This window comes from Gluconobacter sp. GP1, assembly GCF_032913585.1.
Classification (GTDB): domain Bacteria; phylum Pseudomonadota; class Alphaproteobacteria; order Acetobacterales; family Acetobacteraceae; genus Gluconobacter; species Gluconobacter cerinus.
The window spans coordinates 47,760-66,658 of sequence record NZ_JASGXC010000003.1; the positions used below are offsets into that span (position 1 = coordinate 47,760).

The window sequence follows — 18,899 nt, forward strand, 5'->3', positions numbered from 1 at the left end:
TCATTCGTCACCATCCTGTAGTTCAGGAGGGGCGTATGCTACGCTGTTTCTCCTTCCTGACAGGCCATTCCCCCAGAAAAAAGAGTCTTGGCATGACCGATCATCTCCCCCCGACCAGTTCTTCTGACGAATCACATGCCAATGCCGAGAAACGCATTTCCGAGATTCTGAACAACGAACAAACTGGCCTTGGATCGAATGTATTGTCCTTTGCGTCGCTGGAAGGTGTTTCAGTTCGCGATGGACATGCGCACGTGACCCTTGCCACCTCGCGGGACAACGTGTCGCGCATGGAGCCGATCAGACCTCAGGTTGAAGCAGAGATCGCGCGCATTCCAGGCCTGACGGGAGCAACAATTTCCCTGACAGCCCATCGCGCTACCACGCCACCACCGGCCAACGCACCAGCTCCCACAGCGGGGGGCGGTCACCGGCCGTTCAATCTGGGCGGCAAACGGCAGAATGCGTCCAGCCGTCATGCTCCAGAGACGCTTCTACCGGGCGTAAAAGCCGTCGTCGCTGTTGCGTCCGGCAAGGGAGGCGTTGGCAAGTCCACAACCGCAGTAAACCTTGCAGCCGGACTGGCCAAACTCGGTGTCCGGACCGGACTGCTGGATGCAGACATCTACGGCCCGTCCCTGCCGCGGATGCTCGGCCGCAACACACGCCCCGAAGTCATCGAAGGCCGGATCATCCCCATTGAAGCCTGGGGGCTGAAAAGTATGTCCATCGGCTATCTGGTGGACGAGCATCAGGCCATGATCTGGCGTGGCCCCATGGTCATGGGCGCTCTTACCCAGTTCCTTGGAGAAGTGGACTGGGGAGATCTGGACGTCCTTGTCATAGATATGCCGCCCGGAACCGGTGATGCCCAACTGACACTGGCCCAGAAGCTTGGAGCCAAGATGGCCAGGGGTGGGGCTGTTATTGTCTCCACGCCTCAGGACATTGCGCTGCTGGATGCGCGCCGTGGCGTTTCCATGTTCGAACGGATGGAAACTCCCATCCTCGGCGTTGTGGAGAACATGTCCTATTTCTGTTGCCCCAATTGTAATCACCGCACTGAGCTTTTCGGCCACGGTGGCGCCAGAGAAGAGGCCGAACGTCTTGGCGTGCCTTTCCTTGGCGAAATTCCCCTGCTGGCTGACATCCGGGCCAGCGGCGATCAGGGCACGCCCATTATCCTCTCGGCACCTGACAGCGAAGCTGCCCGTGCCTACACGGCACTCGCCACGACTATTGCCGAGGCCCTCAGCCACTCTGATGAAAAGGCTTCCTCATGACCCGTCTTCTCCTGCTGGGAACAGCACTACTTCTGTCGGCTTGTGCTAAGCCGCCTGTAGTCCATCATGGGCTTTCTTCAGACGGCTACGGCTTCACGAATAACTCCTCCCATCTCCCCCCGCCACCGAGCCTCATGACCCCTGCGACACGATAAAATTACAGAATCGACACTCAGGAGCTTGACCAAAGGGGTCTCGGCGTGGAAAAAGCCGGGCTGTGGATGCCGGGTTAGCACAGTGGTAGTGCAGCGGTTTTGTAAACCGAAGGTCGGGGGTTCAAATCCCTCACCCGGCACCACGATTTTTCCCAGAAACTCAAGCGTTCTACGCGATTCTCCAAAAAGAATCGTGCACGCCGTCGACCCCCTCTTTGGGGGCTCAACCCCTGTGGATAAGTTTGTTGATTAAGATCTACGAAATGTGAGTCCGACGTGATTCCACATTCGTTCTCCGTAGAATCCGTTCAGAAACAGCGATTCCGGAAAACAGGAAATCCACCGACCATTTTACTCACCGAAATACGAACTCAATTTTCGGCGGTGGGGTCAATTTTATAGCAGTGTTCAGTCAGACCCTTTTTACAAAGGGCCATATGCTTATGTGCCGGTGCAGGCCAGAAAATGTGGATGCACACGGACGCAAGAATGAGCAGCCCTGCGAGAATCGCCCAAGGCCAGATCCGTGGTAACTGCGGCTCTATTTCAGCCGAAGTTTCACTTTGCACGGAAGGAGCTTCTCGCAGGAGCTTGTCAAAATCGTTCACGATTTTCGGTTATCTCAGGCTTCTGGTTCGAGAATGTCGTTCATCTCGATCCATTCGCGCTTGGAAAGCCCGGACGTTTCCTGTGTCACGGCCTCTCCCGCCAGACGGCGGCGCACCACGTTCAGCATCCCCGCTGAGAACGTGAAGGCTCCGCGACGATATTCTTCGAATGCAGCAGCCGTTGCCGGCACCCAGGCATGCAGGAGCTCAATCATCTTTTCTGCATAAACACGAATCTCGTACTGCGCATGCGGATCTGCGCGCAGGGCGAGGAAGTGCATCAGATTGTGCAGATCGATCTTCCAGTACCACTGGGTATAGGTGTTCAGCGTCAGGTTCATGCGCGCCAGTTCACGGGCCAGGCCAGTGCCCTCCGGGTCCAGCATCGATTCATAATCATCGTAGCACTGGCTGGCATCACGACGCAGAATCTCAAGCACGCGCTCCGCCGTTTCCGGATCAAGAGCTTCGCTGCGTCCCTGACGGTTCGAGGCGCTCTGCGATGCAACCTGATCCAGAGCTGGCAGATAGAACTCACGATCGAGAATCGAATAGCGCGCGGAATATTCGTTCACGCTCGCCATGCGATGACGAATCCACTGCCGTGCCACGAAAACCGGAAGCTTAACGTGGAACTTGATCTCGCACATCTCGAACGGCGTCGAATGCCGATGACGCATCAGATAGCGGATCAGTCCGGCATCTTCAGACACCTTCTTGGTGCCACGCCCATAAGACACCCGGGCAGCCTGAACGACGGCTCCATCATCGCCCATATAATCGACGACGCGCAGGAAACCATGATCCAGCACCTCGATGGGCGTGAAAAGAAGTTTCTCCATCGCCGGAACGGTCGGGCGGGAGGTCAGCTGGGGCTCGTTGCGCTGAGCTTCGATCTCAGCGCGCTGTTCGGATGTCAGTGCCATAGGCCGCGGCTCTAGCATGACGAAACATCTCCCGCCACCGCAAGAGACGAGTCCGGGCGGCATCATCATGCGCTTCGTCTTTTCCCCTTGCAGGACGGCAACAGCACTCCTATGTTCAGCAGTGCAAGGGGTTCGTCCCCGGCTATGGCGATAAACGGTAAGTGAAATAAGTGTTGTGGACCCGGGGGCAGTGCCCGGCGTCTCCACCAGGAAAAATCTCTCGCAAGAGGGATCTGTGGGGACGAAACAGGCTCGACGCGCATGGTAAAGACTTATCTTTTGCCCGGTATTGTACCACCGTCATCGGGCTAAACTTACAAGTGCCAATGATAACTCTGAGGTGCTCGCTGTCGCTGCATAAGCGATAAGCGCGGTTCGGGAGGGCACCGGGCAACAGAAGCCCTCCCACCTCATTTTTCCTTTTGTGCAAAACGTCTTGCCATTCTGGCTGGTCTGTCGCATCCCTGACCTGATTGACTGAAACATCAGGCCTGCGACCATGAGCGACGACGATCACACCGGCCAGGACGGCCTTGAGCACGACCTGCCCGAAAGCCTTCTTCCCTATGACGACTGGGTGGAAGACGCCTATCGTGAAGTCATGCTGCGCGCCATTGAGCACGTTGCGGCTGAGGGACTTCCCGGTGCTCACCATTTCTATCTGACCTTCCGCACCAATCGTCCGGATGTCATCATTCCGTCCCGTCTCCGCGCCCAGTATCCGGAAGAAATGACGATCGTTCTTCAGCACCAGTTCTGGGATCTGGCGCTGGATCGCGAAAAGAATGTCATTTCCGTTGGTCTGTCGTTCGGGGGCGTTGGCAGCATCCTCGTCATCCCGGTCGCCGCCATTACGGCCTTTGCCGATCCACATATCCGGATGGCGCTGCGCTTCGTCAGCAGCATGGTCGATGACGACGACGACATCGAGATCCCTGAAGGTGCGGTAGAACCAGATGATATCGATCCGGCACACCACCCCGAGGTGACGATCGAAGAGCCTCCTCAGGAAGAGAAGAAAGATGCCGAGGTCGTCAGCCTGGCGGCATTCCGCAAGCGCCCACCAACCTGAGCTATTCTTTTCCGCCCGAACAGGGCACCGAGGCCTGACGGTTTCTGCGTCCTGATGATAATATCAGGACTATCGGGCGCCGTTTTCTTGAGGGACCATCATGCGCTTTACCGTTGATCGCCTTGACCACATCGTTCTGACCGTACGGGACAGAACTGTTTCGGCATCCTGGTACCAGCGGGTTCTGGGCATGGATATTGAGGAATACGGCCGTAATAACCGTGTTGCTCTCTGCTTCGGCGGCCAGAAGATCAATCTTCGCCCTGAAGGATCAGAAGGTTGGGAAACGGCCGAAGGCGCTCAGCCCGGCACATCCGACCTTTGCTTCACAACAGCTATCTCAAGTGACGATGTAGTGCGGCATCTCGAAAAATGCGGTGTTGTCGTTGTGGAAGGTCCGGTTTCGCGCCTGGGCGCACTGGGACCGATCACTTCGGTATATTGCCGGGACCCGGACGGCAACCTTGTGGAAATTGCCTCTTACCAAGGCTAACAGGCGGGTGTTGACCCGCCTGCCCTGCCGGCTTTTACCAATTTTTGGAGATCATCCAGAATTCTTCGGATGTCAGGGTAATCGCATTGCAATCTTTGGTTTCAGCTGCAGCCGTGGCGAGGGCTTCGATACGCTCGATCATGAGCGTCTTACGCTGATGAGCTTCTGACTGCTCCTTGACGGTAGCAAGTGTCTGAAGGGCAGACTTTGCAGCTTTGGCAACGCGGGCTGCATCAATAGCGGCATAAGACATGATTAGTCTCCATGGTGATGGTCAAACTCGAAGTTGATCCTACCGCACCCTTGAGACCAGACCAAATAACAGCTGACCTCAGGCCAGTGAGGCCTCATATGCCTCAAGCACAGTGTCCGTCGGACCATCCATGCGGATCTGCCCCTCTTCCATCCAGAGGATGCGCGTACACCACTGCTTGAGCACAGGCAGGGAATGCGATGTCACGACAAGAATTTCAGCGGCATCAACCATGCCTGCCATCCGTTCCTTCGCCTTTTCCTGAAAGCGCTGGTCCCCTGCCATGAACCATTCGTCCATCAGCAGAATGCGCGGACGGGGAACCGTAGCCAGAGCAAATCCAAGCCGAATGCTCATCCCGGACGAGTAGAGTCGAACGGGCAGATCAAAAAACGGTCCTAGCTCCGCAAAGGCTTCGACGTCGGCTTCCAAAGCAGGAAGCTGCCCTTTGGGCAAACCAATGCGACATGCAAAGAGATTGAGGTTTTCGCGCCCACTTAACTCCGGGTTCATGCCAGACTGCGGATCAATGAGCGCATGACTGTCGCCCTCGATATCCAGATAGCCATCATCTGTTTCATAGATCCCGGCCAGCACACGCAGGAGCGTTGTTTTACCAGCGCCGTTATGGCCGATCAGGCCGATGCGCTCACCTCCATTGATGTGAAATGTCAGCCCTGACAGCGCCTGCACGAGCACGGCGTCCGAGGCGACTGCACCGAGACGCATTCTTCCGCCGACAGATGCAGGCTTCGTGACGGTGGCCTTGGCACGCGCCAGCAGGGTTTTCTTCAGAGAGCGAGAAGCCCCGTGCAGAACCGGGAACGACAGGGAGAGATTCTCAAGGCGGATATGCGTCATGTCAGATCCAGAATACCAGCCGTGAGCGCACACGGACGAAAGCCCATATCGCGATAACCCAGAAGACCGCACTCGTCAGCAGAGCCACAAGCCAGACGCCGATCGAAGGAATGTGTCCTAACAACGGAGCACGAACGACTTCCAGCAGAGCATAAAACGGATTGTACAGAAGATACCGCGCTTTCCCCGCCAGCTGCTGCGGCTGCCAAATGACAGGCGTTACGTAGAACACGATCTGAAGGAGCGCCCCAATAATCGGTGGCACATCCCGAAACCTCGCACAGAGCGAGCCCAGCAGCATACAGGCCGCAAATCCGTCCAGTCCCCATAGCAGGAGTGAAGGAAGCGCCAACAACGCCGTAGACCCCGGCCAGACATGGTAGATCGCGAAAACACCCACAGGCACTATGATGTTGTGAGCAAAGACGATCGCATTACGGACCACAACCCGAATGGCCTGAAGCAGCAAAGGAAGACGACTGGAGCGTATGATGCTTTCTGCATCCAGAAAACTGGTGCAGGATTCCTGAAGAAGGCTTGATAACCCCGTTTGCCAGAGCGTCAGGGAGAGAGCCAAAAACGGCAGGTAAACCTTCATATCCTGATGAAAGAGACGACTGTACAGAACGCCCATGGATGCAACCATAATGGCGGATGTAATGGTCAGCCAGAAGGGACCCAACGCTGATCCGCGATAGCGAAGCTTGATATCCAACCACCCCAGCATAACGCCCAGACGCCAGAGCTTGCAGGCTCCGCGAAAATCATCCCAGGCCCGGGCAGCGGGGCTCCCGCGACGCTGGTCGAACTTCAGCGGGCTCAGATCATGCTTCGGTAGCCGTTGCATCTCTGGCTCTTTGGGGGCCGGGGAAGATGAGTTCATCTGGTTCGCCTAGCCGATAGACTCTGTTCCCGCAAGCAGTCTTCCCCTTGATGAAGAAGCACCCTTTCACCATCTCTCGTCGAACAGCTTCGAAGCGAAAAAGTAGGCGACAAACGTAAACCTTTCGTCATTTTTCCTAGTTTTGCCGTAATCCCTGTGTATTGTCTGGGGGTTGCGACAGTTCTTCCCTTGTCAGGTACCCTGCCCCGATGCCCAGACCCGCCGTGCCGTTCCAGACCACTCTTCGCCCGTTGACCGCTCTCCGTTCCGGTCTGGCACTTGGTCTGATCGGCCTTCTCGCGGCCTGCGCCGGTACACCCGACATGAGTTCGACTTCTCAGGTTCCCGTCTCTCAGGAAGCCGCGAAATATCGCGCTCACGCGAAATCCTATTACGCTCCGCCGGGCCCACCCAGCGATCCGTGGGGGCCATACATTCAGGAAGCCTCTGCTCGGTTTGATATTCCAGAAGCGTGGATCCGGGCGGTCATGCAGCAGGAGTCCGGCGGCCACCTTTACGACCATAATGGCAATTTCATCACCTCCACGCCGGGTGCCATGGGCCTGTTACAGCTTATGCCGCCAACTTATGATGACATGCGCCAACAATACGGCCTCGGCGACGACCCGTTTGATCCGCACGATAATATTCTCGCAGGCACGGCATATCTTCGGCAGATGTACGAAATCTATGGTTCTCCAGGATTTCTCGCCGCCTACAACGATGGCCCTGGAAGCCTAGACAGCTATCTGCGTCGCGGACGTCCACTGCCGCGCGAGACACGCCGCTATGTGGCAGCAATCGGTCCACGCATCGCAGGCGTGACCCCTCATAACCGGTCGGCCGCAGACCTTTTGGTCTCCCAGCATGATCCAAACGCCCAGATTCAGGTCGCAGAAAACACTGCCCCCACCACGCCTGCCAGTCAGTCGATCCGGGCAGCCTGGTCTCACAAAGATTCATCAGCAGACAGTTCGTCTGACGATAGCTCGTCTTCAGATGAGACCGTGTCCGAAACACAAGTCGCTCCCGCAGCGCCTGTGGTTGTAGCCTCTGCCGCACCGGTAGAACCAAACAGTGTCAGCGCGGCGTGGGCAGCGCGGGGTATCACATCATCAGCTCCCACTGTGCAGAAAGTGGCCTATCACCCACCAGTCGCAAACAGCATGGATACCGAGCTGGCCGACAGCCAGGTCACGGCGCAGGAAATTCCGATGGGGCACCATTTGCAGCCCCAGCCGATCATGGCCGTCATGCCTGCTTCACGACAGCAGTACCGACTGTCTTCCCCTGCACCGACAATGCATCACGCCACTATTGCCGCATCACAGGAAACGAGTGGCCCCAAAACATGGGCCATTCAGGTCGGCGCGTTTGCAAATTCCGGACAGGCGACTTCAGCCGCGTCTCAGGCTCACAGTCAGGGCGGAGCAGTTGTCGCGTCTGCGAGAACACAGGTTGCCAGCGTCAAAACAGGCAAAGGACACCTCTATCGTGCCCGCCTGACCGGCCTGACACATGAAAATGCTCTTGCGGCCTGTCACCGTCTGCCGCACGGTTCACCATGCGTCGTGGTTCCGCCCGGCGCATTCTAAACCGTTACTTTCAGGGAACAGAGCACATCCTATGCGTCGCTTTCTGCCAATTTCTGCTTTCTGTGCCCTTGCCATGATTGGCACCCTCCCTTCTCCAGCTCACGCTGCTCTGGAAACAGGAGCCCATGCTCCAGACTTCACTGCCAAGGCGAGCATGGCAGGACATGAGTTCAGCTACCATCTGGCCGAGGCCTTAAAAACGGGTCCGGTCGTCCTTTACTTTTACCCTGCCGCCTTCACCAAAGGCTGCACCATCGAGGCGCATGAATTCGCCGAGGCTGTTCCCGAATTCAAGGCGATGGGCGCAACGGTTATCGGGATCTCCATGGACCCGATCGACAAGTTGACCCGTTTCTCCGTCAGTGAATGCCGGAGCGCATTCCCCGTTGCTGCAGATCCTGACGGGACCATCACCAATTCCTACAAGGCCAAGATGCCTCTTCTGCATATGGCCAGCCGCACCTCTTACGTGATTGCGCCGGATGGGCATGTTGCCCTCTCCTATGCATCCATGTCCCCGGATGGCCATGTCGAGCGCACACTGGCTGCCGTCAAGGCGCTTCAGGCTGCCCACTAAGCTTACCAAATATCGGAATATCTTCTATGTCGCGCCCTTCCCGCTCCACACCGTTCCAGAGCGGAGGGGAGCCTGCTGACCTTTTTGGACAGCATCATGTTGGTGATTCACGGCCACTTCGGCTTTCGGAAGACGTCATCAGTACAGCCCTCTACGACGGCCCGGGCGACTGTTACCGTTACACCTTGAAGCGCGTATGGGACGAGACGAAGCCCATGGTCATGTGGCTGATGATGAACCCGTCAGTCGCCACAGAACTCGGGGACGACCGAACGGTCGCCAAATGCCAGCGCTATGCGCGTGCATGGGGTTACGGTGGAATTTTCGTCGGCAACAGTTTTGCCTATCGCTGCACGGATCAGAAACGCCTTCTGGAAGTCGATGATCCCATTGGACCAGACAACGACAGGCATCTTCTTGAAATGGCGAAGGCAGCTGATCTTGTCGTGCTGGCTTACGGCGCCCCTCAGGCCAAGGCACTTAGACCTCGGGGCACTGCTGTAGCCCGAATGCTGGCGCACCATGGCGTGAAGGTGACGGCATTAAGATTGAGCAAGACAGGACGGCCAGAGCATCCACTTTATCTTCCGGGTGTTCTGACCCCCCAGTCATTGGATCCGGAGACCCTGACCTAATTCTTCAGGCGGGTTACTCCCCGTCTGAGCGCGGGCTCTGCTCACGGATCTGCCAGACCAGAACCAGATGATTGTCATGGTTCGGATAAACTACCTGTGGCTGGATCTGAGCGCCGAGCTTGTTTTCCCGATAGACTTTCTCGATCGCCACTTCGTCCGCAGCCAAAGCCTGATCCGAGATCGCTGCGCCATCCTGAAGGGTGGTTGCTGCTGCCAGAGCAGGCGTTGGTACTTTTCGGTTACCCTCGAAAGCGACCTTATCCACAATCAGTCCAGCGGTGCCAGCCTCGGCAGTCCTTTGATCGTGCTCCCGCATCAGCAGCTTCACATCCACCTTGTTGGCAGAGATATGCAACTGCTCACCAAGGTCCGCCCCAACGCCACGTGACTGATACAGCGTCGCGACCTGTTTCTGTGCGTCTGCCAGCTTCGCGCGTGTGACGTTCTGGCCGTCGTGATAACCGAATGCTGCGAGAATATCCGCAGATGGAACACGCTTGTTTCCCTCCACAGACACCGAGCCCAGTTGAAGAGGGGAATCGAGAGCGGGAACAGGTGGGGGAGCGACTGGACCTGTAGCGGGCTCGGCCAGAACCGAACCGGTCGTTAAAATCGCTCCCACGGCAAGACCCACTCCTGCACGTGTCAGCATGGAACGAGAGAACCTCATGCTGCCTCCTGTAAAAAAACAAAAAATCAAGAGATTGTCTTACGCCATAATGCTCCGGGAGTTGCCCTTTATCTGGACCATGATGGTCTCCATCCACACAATGTCACACTTCTCATGGTCAAAGACCAAACCACTTTAGTTCCCTTGCACGCATTGACAGCGGGTCGGACCGTCTGCGACACACCACCTCTCACTCCATAAATTGGAATTCATTTTCTTCGCCCCACCCTGTGGGAAAGTCTTCGAAGAAGACCGTCTTCCTGTTCGCCATCATCAGACAGAAGAGAGATTCGCTGCCTTATGGTCGTGCTGACTGATCACGCTCGCCTTTTTCGTTCCGGACATCTGCGGACCGCTTTTCTGGGACTCCTGTCCGCCTCGACACTGGCTGTTGCGCCAGGCCAAGCCTGGGGTCAGTCGGCCTCGCCTTCAGGTTCAACCCCGACGGCAGGCCCGTCGGCGGAACCCTCGGCAGGCAACAGCAAATCCGAACTGACGTCACACCCTATGGATACAGGGCGACGCGTTCCCATCCTGCAAAACAACATGCGCGGCGTACGCAGCGCTGGCACTCCTGACGAAGTTGAAGATCCGGGGGCGTTTTTCGCAGCCCCAATGGGATCACAGCATTTCTTCGGAGACTGGGGCGGCATCCAGCCATGGCTTGTTAATCATGGCATTCATCTCCTCGCTGCAGTTAACGAAGAATTCGCCGGCAACGTGACGGGCGGTAAAGACCGCGCCTATTCGGATACGGGGCAGGTCGGCGTCGAAGTGGATATCGACTGGGACAAAATGGCCGGTATCAAAAACTTCTGGACGCATACGCTGATCGTCAACGGACATGGCCAGAACGTGTCCCGGATGTTCGGGGATTCCATTGCGCCCGTGCAGGAAATCTATGGTGCACGTGGCAACGTCGTAGCGCATCTCGTGTCGATGTATGGAGAGGCATCCTTCTACCATAATCGTATCGACATCAGCGCTGGCTGGATTCCGGTCGGCTCATTCTTTGCTGCCTCGCCACTTTTCTGCGACTTCATGAACGTCGCCGTCTGCGGAAATCCAGCACCAAATAAATACACGGAAGGCAACCGCGACTGGCCGTCCGGTAACCTTGCCGCCATCGCCCGCGTCATGCCAACGGCCAATACATACATTATGGGTGGCCTCTTCGCCGTAAGCCCGCATGCTTACAACGGCGGCATTTCCGGTTGGTCCTGGGCGCAATCGGGGCTGGGGAAGTTCTCTACGCCTGTCGAAATCGGCTGGATTCCCCGTTTTGGAAAAAACCATCTCGTTGGTCATTACGAGCTCGGATATTCCTACGACAATTCACGCTATCTGAACCTGTACGAAGACATTCACGGGAACTCGTGGCAGCAGACTGGCCTGCCTCGCCGCTATGAAGCCGGGCGAAACAGTGCGTGGCTGATCATGGATCAGATGCTGATGCGCAACGGGCCCGGTGATACCAACGGTCTGATCCTGATGGCGGGCGCCATGTACAGTGACGGCAAGACCGTCGCCATGCGAGACCATACATGGGTCGGCATGATTGATACGGGCAAAGCGTGGGGCCGTCCGCTCGATACAGTCGGGGCGATGTGGCAGCACTTCGACATGAGCACCACGGCAGCCTTGCAGCAGGAATCCTCCAAGCAGCTCAACCTGCCCTATCAGGATAACCAGTGGGGCACAGTCTATGGCCCGCAGAGCCATGAGAACGTGTACGAACTGTTTTATAGCGCGCATGTGGCCCGTGCGATGGCGATCCAGCCCGACTTCCAGTACATCCAGCGCCCCAGCGCGACGACGACATTTCGTGATGCCGCTGTGCTGGGGGTTCAGTTCACCGTCGTGCTCTGAATTAGCGACGAACCAACCACGACAAAGCGAAGCCCGAAAAAGGCTTCGCTTTTTTTGTGCCCGCATCCCGCACACAGACGCAGTCATATTAAGTTACATTGATTTATTTGAGATTAATTCTCATTACCGTATGTAGCGCACATCTTCCCCTCCAATCGAGGCTTCTTTCCGTGCGCGCATATCTGCTTTCCCGCCCCAGACCTGCTCGCCATCGCAGGCACCTGGCCTGCCTGCTTCTGGCCGGAACAACCCTTCCCGCTTTCGCCTATGCAGCAAGTCCTTTGCCGAACCAGACCCAGGTCGCGCCCAACAAGGCTGCGGCAGCGCCCAGCGCGGCCAAATCATCCGCGCCGAACGATGAAGAAATCATCGTAAAGGCCAAGCGCCGGAACCAGATGGAAGTCACGAGTGGCGGACAGCTTGGTGCACTGGGAAACAAGAAGGGCCTGGACGTGCCTTTCAACATTCGCAGTTATTCTTCCAGCATGATCCTGAACCAGCAGTCCCAGACGCTTGGACAGGTTCTGGAAAATGATCCATCCGTTCGCACGACGTATGGATACGGCAACTTCTCGGAGATGTTTGTCATCCGCGGTTTTGCCGTCAACGGTGATGACGTGGCCATCAATGGTCTTTACGGCATCACGCCCCGGCAGCTTGTTTCACCCCAGCTCTACGACAGTGTTCAGGTTCTCAACGGCGCCAGCGCGTTCCTGAACGGCGCTGCACCGAGTGGGTCTGCTATTGGCGGCAACATCAACCTGATGTTCAAACATGCGACGGATGCCCCAATCACCCGCCTGACGGGAGACTACACGAGCAGCGCCATGGGAGGCGGCAGCATTGACGTGGGCCGTCGTTTTGGAACGGAGAAGCAATTCGGTGTTCGCCTGAACGTGGCCGGACAATCCGGCGAAGATTCCATCAATAATGAATACCGGCACTCCACCGCTCTGGGGGCTGATTTTGACTGGCACAGCCGCGATAACAGCACACGCATTTCGATGGACATGAACTATCAGAATCAGGGCGTTGATGGTGGCCGCCCAGGCCTGATGCTGAGTTCATTTGTCACCAGCGTTCCGCGCCCGGTCGCCCCGTCTCACAATTTCGGTCAGAAATGGGCGTATAATGACCTGAACTACATTTTTGGCATGCTGAACATTGAGCATGATCTCTCCAAAAATGTGACCCTGTATGGGGCCTTTGGTGCCCTGAACGCAAATGAGAAGGGCAACTATTCCAGCCCGACCCTAACGGATGCAGCCACCGGCGCCGCAACTGCGGGCAGCATGTATGTGCCTTACAATCAGACGAATGAGAGCACCCGCGCCGGCATTCGTGCACACTTCCGAACGGGCTTTATCAAGCACGAGGTCAATGCCGGTGGCTCCGCGCTCTGGGAAGATTCAGCTGCGGCCTACGCCATGGCCCTGACCTCTCCCACCACAAACATTTACAAGACACCGCAGTTTGCCTCCCCGGCTCAGACTTTCGTTGGAGGTGTTTTAAACGACCCGCAGACGACAAACTGGACACGCCTGTACAGCCTGTTTTTCTCTGACACGATGTCTTTCCTGAATGGTCGCGTCGCCCTAACCGGGGGCTTCCGCTACCAGAACATGATGATCAACGGGTACAACTACAGCACAACCGGCCGAGGCTCGTTAAGCACTCCGTATAATCAGGATGCCATTACGCCTGTTGTCGGGCTTGTCATTCACCCGACGCGTCAGACGTCCATTTACTTCAACCGGATTGAGGGCATGTCTCAGGGTGATACCGCCCCTGCGAGTGCCCAGAACGTCGGACAGATTTTCCCACCCTATAAGTCTGCCCAGTATGAAATCGGCGCCAAGTACGACATTGGTCGCTTCAGCGCTGCTCTGGCGTTTTATCAGATTTCACGCCCCAATTCTTATAATGTGCCGATCGAAGGCACGGGGTATTCCGTTTACAAACAGGACGGCCTGCAGCGGAACCGTGGCATCGAACTCACCGTAAATGGAGAGATTCTGCCGGGACTGAGATTCAATGGTGGTGGCACGCTGATTGATGCGGACCTACGCCATACGGCTGGCGGCCTACAGAATGGCAATTCAGCGATCGGCATTCCGAATTATACGATCAACGGCAATCTGGAATACGATCTCCCGTTCCTGAAGGGGGCCACGGTCGTCGGGCGCGTCGTCAATACAGGCAAGCAATGGGTTAACACAGCCAATACCCTGCATCTGCCAGTCTGGACGCGCTTTGATCTGGCAGCACGCTATACGTTCACGACGTACCACAAGCCTGTCACTCTGCGCTTTGGCGTCGATAACATTGCCAACACACGCTACTGGTCTTCGTCCTTCAACGGCTATCTACTTGAAGGCCTGCCCCGGACATTCAAGTTCTCCTTCACGACTGACCTCTGATTTCACATCAGATTACAGGCACAAAAAAACGCGCCACCTTGATCGGGTGGCGCGTTTTTCATGTCTGGCTTTTGCCAAAGAAATCAGAAGGTAATGCCCGTCTCAAAATCAAGCAGCAGAGCATTCTTGTAGCGGTTGGTACCCCCGGGATGCATAAGATACTGCGCACCCGGACGAATCACGAGCCACGGGGTCGGACGCCAGCCATAGTTCAATTCAATGGCATGCTCTTCAGAGGGCTTGAACAGGTTTGTTGCCCCGGCAGCCTGCATCTGTCGCGCCCAGATCGTCAGCTTCGGGTTCACCCACAGCATCTTCATGCCAAGGCTGATCGTATCATTGGGTCGGCTCGGGAAGGTCCCCTTACGCGTGATGCCCCACGTAATAAAGTAAGGTGCAATCGCGGTGCGGGGATCACCCCAAGTGAAAGATCCGAAGAACGATGTTCCACGGTTCGGATCAGCCTTGTCACGTTCCAGCATACGGTCGAACTGGAACCAGCCACCAAAACGGCCACGAACCTGCTGGGTCGGCGCTGAAATCAGATACTCTGTCGGAACACCGAATGTGCCAAGCTGGCCATAGACGTTCTTGACCTGCGAAGAGTCCCAGTAGCCACCAATCTTGATGTTGGTCTGAAGCGGACCGCTGTAATCGTCCTTACCGCCCTGATGCCATCCAAGCTGGAACGGAACATACGTCCCCGTTGCGCCGTGGAGGTTCATTTTCCAGCCATTATGCGTGTTTGCGATGGTCGGATCGACCGAGTACGCACCGAACTGGATCAGGTAATGGTTGTTTCCGGCAGGGTAGAACTTCACCCACGCCCCCGGATGCGCCGTCGGGTAATATCCGTAGCCCGAGTTCATTGCGACAGACTGCGGCATACCGCAGATCGCGTTGGACTCGAACTGGCAGTACTGGCTCATGCCCCAGTACATGGACGACTGCTCGAAATCATTCTCAGTGTTGATTTCGCCGACTTCGGTAGAAACATACCGGTTCCACGGCATCTCCCACGAAAGACGGGTAAGACGCACGGTCTCGCCAGATCCAAAGATCTGCTGCGGGCTATCCAGCGCCGGCAGCTTGGCACCAATACCCAGACCCTGACGCGCAGTACTGAGGAAATGGAACAGGCCAAGGTTCCAGCCGGTCAGACGCTTCAGATCGAGATCGATGTTAAGGCCGAATTCATCCGCATAACGAACGGTCTTAGCCTTACCACCCATCGGATTTCCTGCACTGTCCTGCAGGAAGTGGCCACCGATGTTGATCCCTTTTTCCGTAAGCCAGGTGCGATATCCGCCCCAGTCACCGGTCATGGTGCTCTGCGTCAGCCAGTCATGGAAACTGGCCGGGAAGAAGCGGTTTTCTGTTGTGTCTGAAGGCTGCACGTCAGCAAGGTGCGACGGGGTCGGAGCGGGTTTGACCAGCAGAGGGGTTGGCTGGATGGACCGGGTACGAAGAACCGGGTGCCCCGCACTGTTATGGGCGCGAGGCTGACCAGGTTTTCCCTGATCAGATGCAGAAGCCGTCTCGGCGTATGCAATCTGGGGTGTGGAGAGCGTCGTGCTCAAAAGACAGGCCGCCCCCAGAGCCTTCGTCAAACCGCTTTTAAACCTCTGCATCTTTTCCCGCGTCTCCTTCTCACGTCGCCTGTAACCGGAAATCATGAATGACTTTCCCATACAGGCCGATGCCGGTCCGGAATAGAGAGAGGAAGACGGTTGTTTTCGTAATGCGACACTTCCGCCGCATCACTTCAGATCATGTCTAATCTTTTTCCTAGGTTTTCTCCCGAATTACAAAACCTTCACATGGTTCAATTCGGCGAAAGTTTCCTGTTCACAGTTATGTGTTCTCGGTCCCAACGTCGCGTTAAAGGCTCCAGGCACGCCAGAATCACCACCACAACAACTGCCACTTCACACAAGGTCCGGAACAAACTGGCATACAGGGCATTTCCCGCGGAAGCTGCCATATCGGCAGGCATGGCCGCCCGGTTGGCGATGACACTGCCCACATACATCGCAATGCCCCAGAGCAGATAAAGTGCGCCCATCATGAAGCCACTCAGACGCGCTGGCGTATAGCGGGCCACAATCGCCAGACCCAAACCATTTGTCAGCAACTCGGCGAAAGACAGAAGTCCGTAGCCCGCGACCATAATCCAAGGGGAAACCAAACCTGTCGTTCCAACGGCAGAGAGCCACCAAACCGCGAAAGCCATAGCCACCATCACGTAGCCAATCAGCATTTTTCGAGCCAGCGACAGGTCCCGCCCCTGTGCGCCCAGCCGATTGTACAAAATCGCCAGTAATGGGCTGATCGCCATGATCCAGATCGGATTGAGCGCCTGAAACTGGCCGGCCGACATATGGAAAAGCGTTACGCCGCCGATGCTGAAGTCGCCCGAGACATCTCGCAGTGCGAACAACGTCAAGGACGTGATCATCTGCTGATAAAAGACGAGATAAATCGTTCCCTGCAGGCACAGCATGTATGTAAGCCGCAAACCCGGTCGCTCTTCTCCGGGTGCACGGACGTACAGGACGACCCAAGACAGAAACAGCAACACAGCGGCAGCAAAAATACAGATCCGGGCAAGGCCGTCGCTGCTCATGATCCAGGCGTTAAAAACGGTCAGCGCAAGGAGTCCGAACCCCACAAGAGCAAAACGGCTGGCAGGCACGCGCTCTTTTTCCAGAGGGCTGGCTGTCTGGGCAAGCCATCCCGAACGCCAGACATAATAGAGCAGACCAATCACCAACCCGACCGAACAGGTCGCGAAAGCAACGGGGGCGCCATAGTGAACCTGTAGCCATGGTGTCAGCAGCATCGACACCGTGGAGCCAACGTTGACGGACATGTAATAGAGGGTGAACGCCGCATCGAGGGCGGCATTATCCCCCTCATAAATCCGGCGAACCAGATTACCCGCATTCGGCTTAAAAAGGCCGTTTCCTGTGGAAATCAGCGCCATGGCCAGCAGAAGCAATGTCGGTGATGTCAGAGAAGCGGCGAGGCAGGCGTAGCCGATGGCAAGGGAGATAGCTCCCATGACCATCGTGCGCCGCGTGCCGAGAAAACGATCTCCCAGCACGCCACCCAGAACAGGCGTGATGTAGGTCAGGGCGGAAAAAGCCCCCAGCATCAGATTGGCCGTGGTATCGGCCATTCGAAGCTGCTGGACCATGAACAGCGTCAGAACTGCCTGCATGCCGTAATAACCGAACCGTTCCCACAGTTCGATTGCCAGCACAACGGTAAAGGCGCGACGACGTGTCGTCGCCAGCGGTTGCCCGGAGGCAGGTGTAGAATAAGAGGTCATGAAAAACCCGTCAGAAACAAAGACGGGCTTTATCTTAGGGCAAATGCCACTCCCCGGCGAGGATGAGGGCATGGGATCCGATCACGCTCAGCACAACCACAAAGATGATGGCGAAAATGCCACCAATAATCTGACGCCATGGCCAGTCTGGAATACGTGCTTTTGCGCGACGGATCATTCCCATGATCAGGCCTCCTGCTCAGCGAAGAAGGCTTCCAATTCAGGAGAAACCGGCCCGATATGCACCTGCAACGTCACGAACAGGTCACCTGCGGGGTTCTTTTTATCAGCGCCAATACCACGACCGGCAAGACGGAGAACTTTCCCGCTGTCGGAATGTTTGGGTATCTTCACCGCGACGTCTCCCTTCGGTGTCGCCACGGTCACTTTCCCGCCCAGAACAGCTGTCTTGAGATCGACATTCTGGGTCATGCGCAGATTACGACCATCACGGACATAACGCTTGTCTGGCGTGACAGAGATCGTCAGCAGCGCATCACCTGGAACACCCGGCTGACCATCCATACCAGGACGACCTGGCGCGCCCTTGCCCCGTACACGCAGGGTCTGCCCTTCTTCGACACCCGGCGGAATACGAACTTCCGTATGACCACCTTCGCCCAAAGCCAGATCCAGAGACGTCCCAAGAACGGACTGTTCAAAGGTAATGGTCACGGAAAAGCGGCGGTCAGAGCCCTTTGTGGCCCGACGTCCTGCCGCACCACCGGGCTGAAAGTCCCCACTGAATCCGCCGCCACCAAACATGTCGGAGAAGAACGCGCCCAGATCTTCCTGATTGAAATTTCCCTGGAAGCCATGTGCCCCGGCTCCCGGACCGCCACCGCCGAAGCCACCGCCGCCAAACGGGCCACGCTCCTGCCCTTCAGCATCAATCTCGCCGCGGTCAAAGCGCGCACGCTTTTCCTTGTCCCCGACGATGTTATACGCCTGACCAACAGCCTTGAACCGCTCTTCCGCGTCCTTGCTGTCGGGGTTGTGGTCCGGATGGTACTGCTTGGCCAGCTTCCTGTATGCGCTGCGGATTTCCTTGTCCGTGGCCGTCTTGGAAACCCCAAGAACTGAATAAGGGTCTTTCATCTCAACTCCGCATCATCTGCTGCGCCGTCATCCAAAAGATCAATCAGTACGGCAAGTACGACATCACGCGAAAATCCCGCGCTCACACCTTCTTCAATCAAACTGTCCAGCTTTGGTCTGAGGTAATCCTCAGCCGGGTGACCATCCTGTGCCATTGGTTTATTCCT

General features: G+C 56.6%; 19 protein-coding genes, 1 tRNA gene and 1 other RNA gene. 11 read left to right on the forward strand and 10 right to left on the reverse strand.

Features of this window, described 5'->3' with window-relative positions; all coding sequences use genetic code 11:
- Positions 1-92: 92 nt before the first annotated feature.
- From R5H23_RS08400 to R5H23_RS08410, 3 genes are all read left to right on the forward strand, one after another.
- Positions 93-1,283 (forward strand): Mrp/NBP35 family ATP-binding protein, encoded by a 1,191-nt coding sequence (locus R5H23_RS08400; protein WP_317215125.1) that lies wholly within the window; start codon positions 93-95, stop codon positions 1,281-1,283.
- Positions 1,280-1,438, forward strand: a complete 159-nt coding sequence (locus tag R5H23_RS08405; protein WP_167386129.1) for a hypothetical protein — start codon at positions 1,280-1,282, stop codon at positions 1,436-1,438. Before R5H23_RS08400 ends, R5H23_RS08405 begins: the two co-directional genes overlap by 4 nt.
- Before the next feature lie 68 nt (positions 1,439-1,506).
- Positions 1,507-1,581, forward strand: a tRNA-Thr gene (locus R5H23_RS08410).
- Positions 1,582-2,060: 479 nt separating this feature from the next.
- Here the strand turns inward: R5H23_RS08410 and thyX are convergent.
- Positions 2,061-2,972, reverse strand: a complete 912-nt coding sequence (gene thyX / locus R5H23_RS08415; RefSeq protein WP_046900805.1) for an FAD-dependent thymidylate synthase — start codon at positions 2,970-2,972, stop codon at positions 2,061-2,063.
- Between the two features lie 83 nt (positions 2,973-3,055).
- On the opposite strand from thyX, the gene ssrA reads away from it, so the two are divergent.
- The 3 genes from ssrA to R5H23_RS08430 all read left to right on the forward strand — a co-directional run bounded on the left by ssrA (position 3,056) and on the right by R5H23_RS08430 (position 4,537).
- Positions 3,056-3,382, forward strand: a transfer-messenger RNA (tmRNA) gene (ssrA, locus tag R5H23_RS08420).
- An 89-nt stretch (positions 3,383-3,471) separates the two neighbouring features.
- On the forward strand, positions 3,472-4,044 hold the full coding sequence (locus R5H23_RS08425; RefSeq protein ID WP_215767473.1) for an SspB family protein: 573 nt from the start codon (positions 3,472-3,474) through the stop codon (positions 4,042-4,044).
- A gap of 100 nt (positions 4,045-4,144) precedes the next feature.
- On the forward strand, positions 4,145-4,537 hold the full coding sequence (locus tag R5H23_RS08430) for a VOC family protein (RefSeq protein WP_046900803.1): 393 nt from the start codon (positions 4,145-4,147) through the stop codon (positions 4,535-4,537).
- 34 nt (positions 4,538-4,571) lie between these two features.
- Here R5H23_RS08430 and R5H23_RS08435 read toward each other — a convergent pair whose 3' ends face one another.
- The 3 genes from R5H23_RS08435 to R5H23_RS08445 all read right to left on the reverse strand — a co-directional run bounded on the left by R5H23_RS08435 (position 4,572) and on the right by R5H23_RS08445 (position 6,534).
- Positions 4,572-4,790 (reverse strand): hypothetical protein, encoded by a 219-nt coding sequence (locus R5H23_RS08435; RefSeq protein WP_046900802.1) that lies wholly within the window; start codon positions 4,788-4,790, stop codon positions 4,572-4,574.
- A gap of 78 nt (positions 4,791-4,868) precedes the next feature.
- A complete protein-coding gene (locus R5H23_RS08440; RefSeq protein WP_317215126.1) occupies positions 4,869-5,651 on the reverse strand; it encodes an ABC transporter ATP-binding protein in 783 nt (260 codons plus the stop codon).
- Position 5,652: 1 nt separating this feature from the next.
- Positions 5,653-6,534, reverse strand: a complete 882-nt coding sequence (locus R5H23_RS08445; RefSeq protein WP_046900800.1) for an ABC transporter permease — start codon at positions 6,532-6,534, stop codon at positions 5,653-5,655.
- A 209-nt stretch (positions 6,535-6,743) separates the two neighbouring features.
- On the opposite strand from R5H23_RS08445, the gene R5H23_RS08450 reads away from it, so the two are divergent.
- From R5H23_RS08450 to R5H23_RS08460, 3 genes are read left to right on the forward strand one after another with little or no spacing between them, the layout of a single operon-like run.
- On the forward strand, positions 6,744-8,129 hold the full coding sequence (locus tag R5H23_RS08450) for a lytic transglycosylase domain-containing protein (RefSeq protein WP_317215127.1): 1,386 nt from the start codon (positions 6,744-6,746) through the stop codon (positions 8,127-8,129).
- A gap of 31 nt (positions 8,130-8,160) precedes the next feature.
- Complete coding sequence (locus tag R5H23_RS08455) at positions 8,161-8,706, forward strand: peroxiredoxin (RefSeq protein ID WP_099211852.1); 546 nt, start codon at positions 8,161-8,163, stop codon at positions 8,704-8,706.
- Between the two features lie 26 nt (positions 8,707-8,732).
- Positions 8,733-9,341: a DUF1643 domain-containing protein gene (locus tag R5H23_RS08460; RefSeq protein WP_099211850.1), complete on the forward strand. Its 609-nt coding sequence runs from the start codon at positions 8,733-8,735 to the stop codon at positions 9,339-9,341.
- Positions 9,342-9,354: 13 nt separating this feature from the next.
- Here R5H23_RS08460 and R5H23_RS08465 read toward each other — a convergent pair whose 3' ends face one another.
- Positions 9,355-10,011: a POTRA domain-containing protein gene (locus R5H23_RS08465; RefSeq protein WP_211501637.1), complete on the reverse strand. Its 657-nt coding sequence runs from the start codon at positions 10,009-10,011 to the stop codon at positions 9,355-9,357.
- Positions 10,012-10,311: 300 nt separating this feature from the next.
- Here R5H23_RS08465 and R5H23_RS08470 point away from each other — a divergent pair, with 300 nt between their 5' ends.
- A complete protein-coding gene (locus R5H23_RS08470) occupies positions 10,312-11,880 on the forward strand; it encodes a carbohydrate porin (RefSeq protein ID WP_317215128.1) in 1,569 nt (522 codons plus the stop codon).
- 170 nt (positions 11,881-12,050) lie between these two features.
- Positions 12,051-14,300: a TonB-dependent receptor gene (locus R5H23_RS08475; RefSeq protein ID WP_317215129.1), complete on the forward strand. Its 2,250-nt coding sequence runs from the start codon at positions 12,051-12,053 to the stop codon at positions 14,298-14,300.
- A gap of 83 nt (positions 14,301-14,383) precedes the next feature.
- Here R5H23_RS08475 and R5H23_RS08480 read toward each other — a convergent pair whose 3' ends face one another.
- From R5H23_RS08480 to R5H23_RS08500, 5 genes are all read right to left on the reverse strand, one after another.
- Entirely contained in the window at positions 14,384-15,931 is a 1,548-nt protein-coding gene (locus tag R5H23_RS08480; protein WP_046901006.1) for a carbohydrate porin, read from the reverse strand.
- A 194-nt stretch (positions 15,932-16,125) separates the two neighbouring features.
- Complete coding sequence (locus tag R5H23_RS08485; RefSeq protein ID WP_317215130.1) at positions 16,126-17,634, reverse strand: oligopeptide:H+ symporter; 1,509 nt, start codon at positions 17,632-17,634, stop codon at positions 16,126-16,128.
- A 34-nt stretch (positions 17,635-17,668) separates the two neighbouring features.
- On the reverse strand, positions 17,669-17,818 hold the full coding sequence (locus R5H23_RS08490) for a hypothetical protein (RefSeq protein ID WP_167386128.1): 150 nt from the start codon (positions 17,816-17,818) through the stop codon (positions 17,669-17,671).
- Positions 17,819-17,820: 2 nt separating this feature from the next.
- Complete coding sequence (locus R5H23_RS08495) at positions 17,821-18,732, reverse strand: DnaJ C-terminal domain-containing protein (RefSeq protein ID WP_317215131.1); 912 nt, start codon at positions 18,730-18,732, stop codon at positions 17,821-17,823.
- Complete coding sequence (locus R5H23_RS08500; protein ID WP_167386127.1) at positions 18,729-18,887, reverse strand: hypothetical protein; 159 nt, start codon at positions 18,885-18,887, stop codon at positions 18,729-18,731. The genes R5H23_RS08495 and R5H23_RS08500 overlap by 4 nt, the downstream gene beginning before the upstream one ends.
- Between the last annotated feature and the right edge of the window lie 12 nt (positions 18,888-18,899).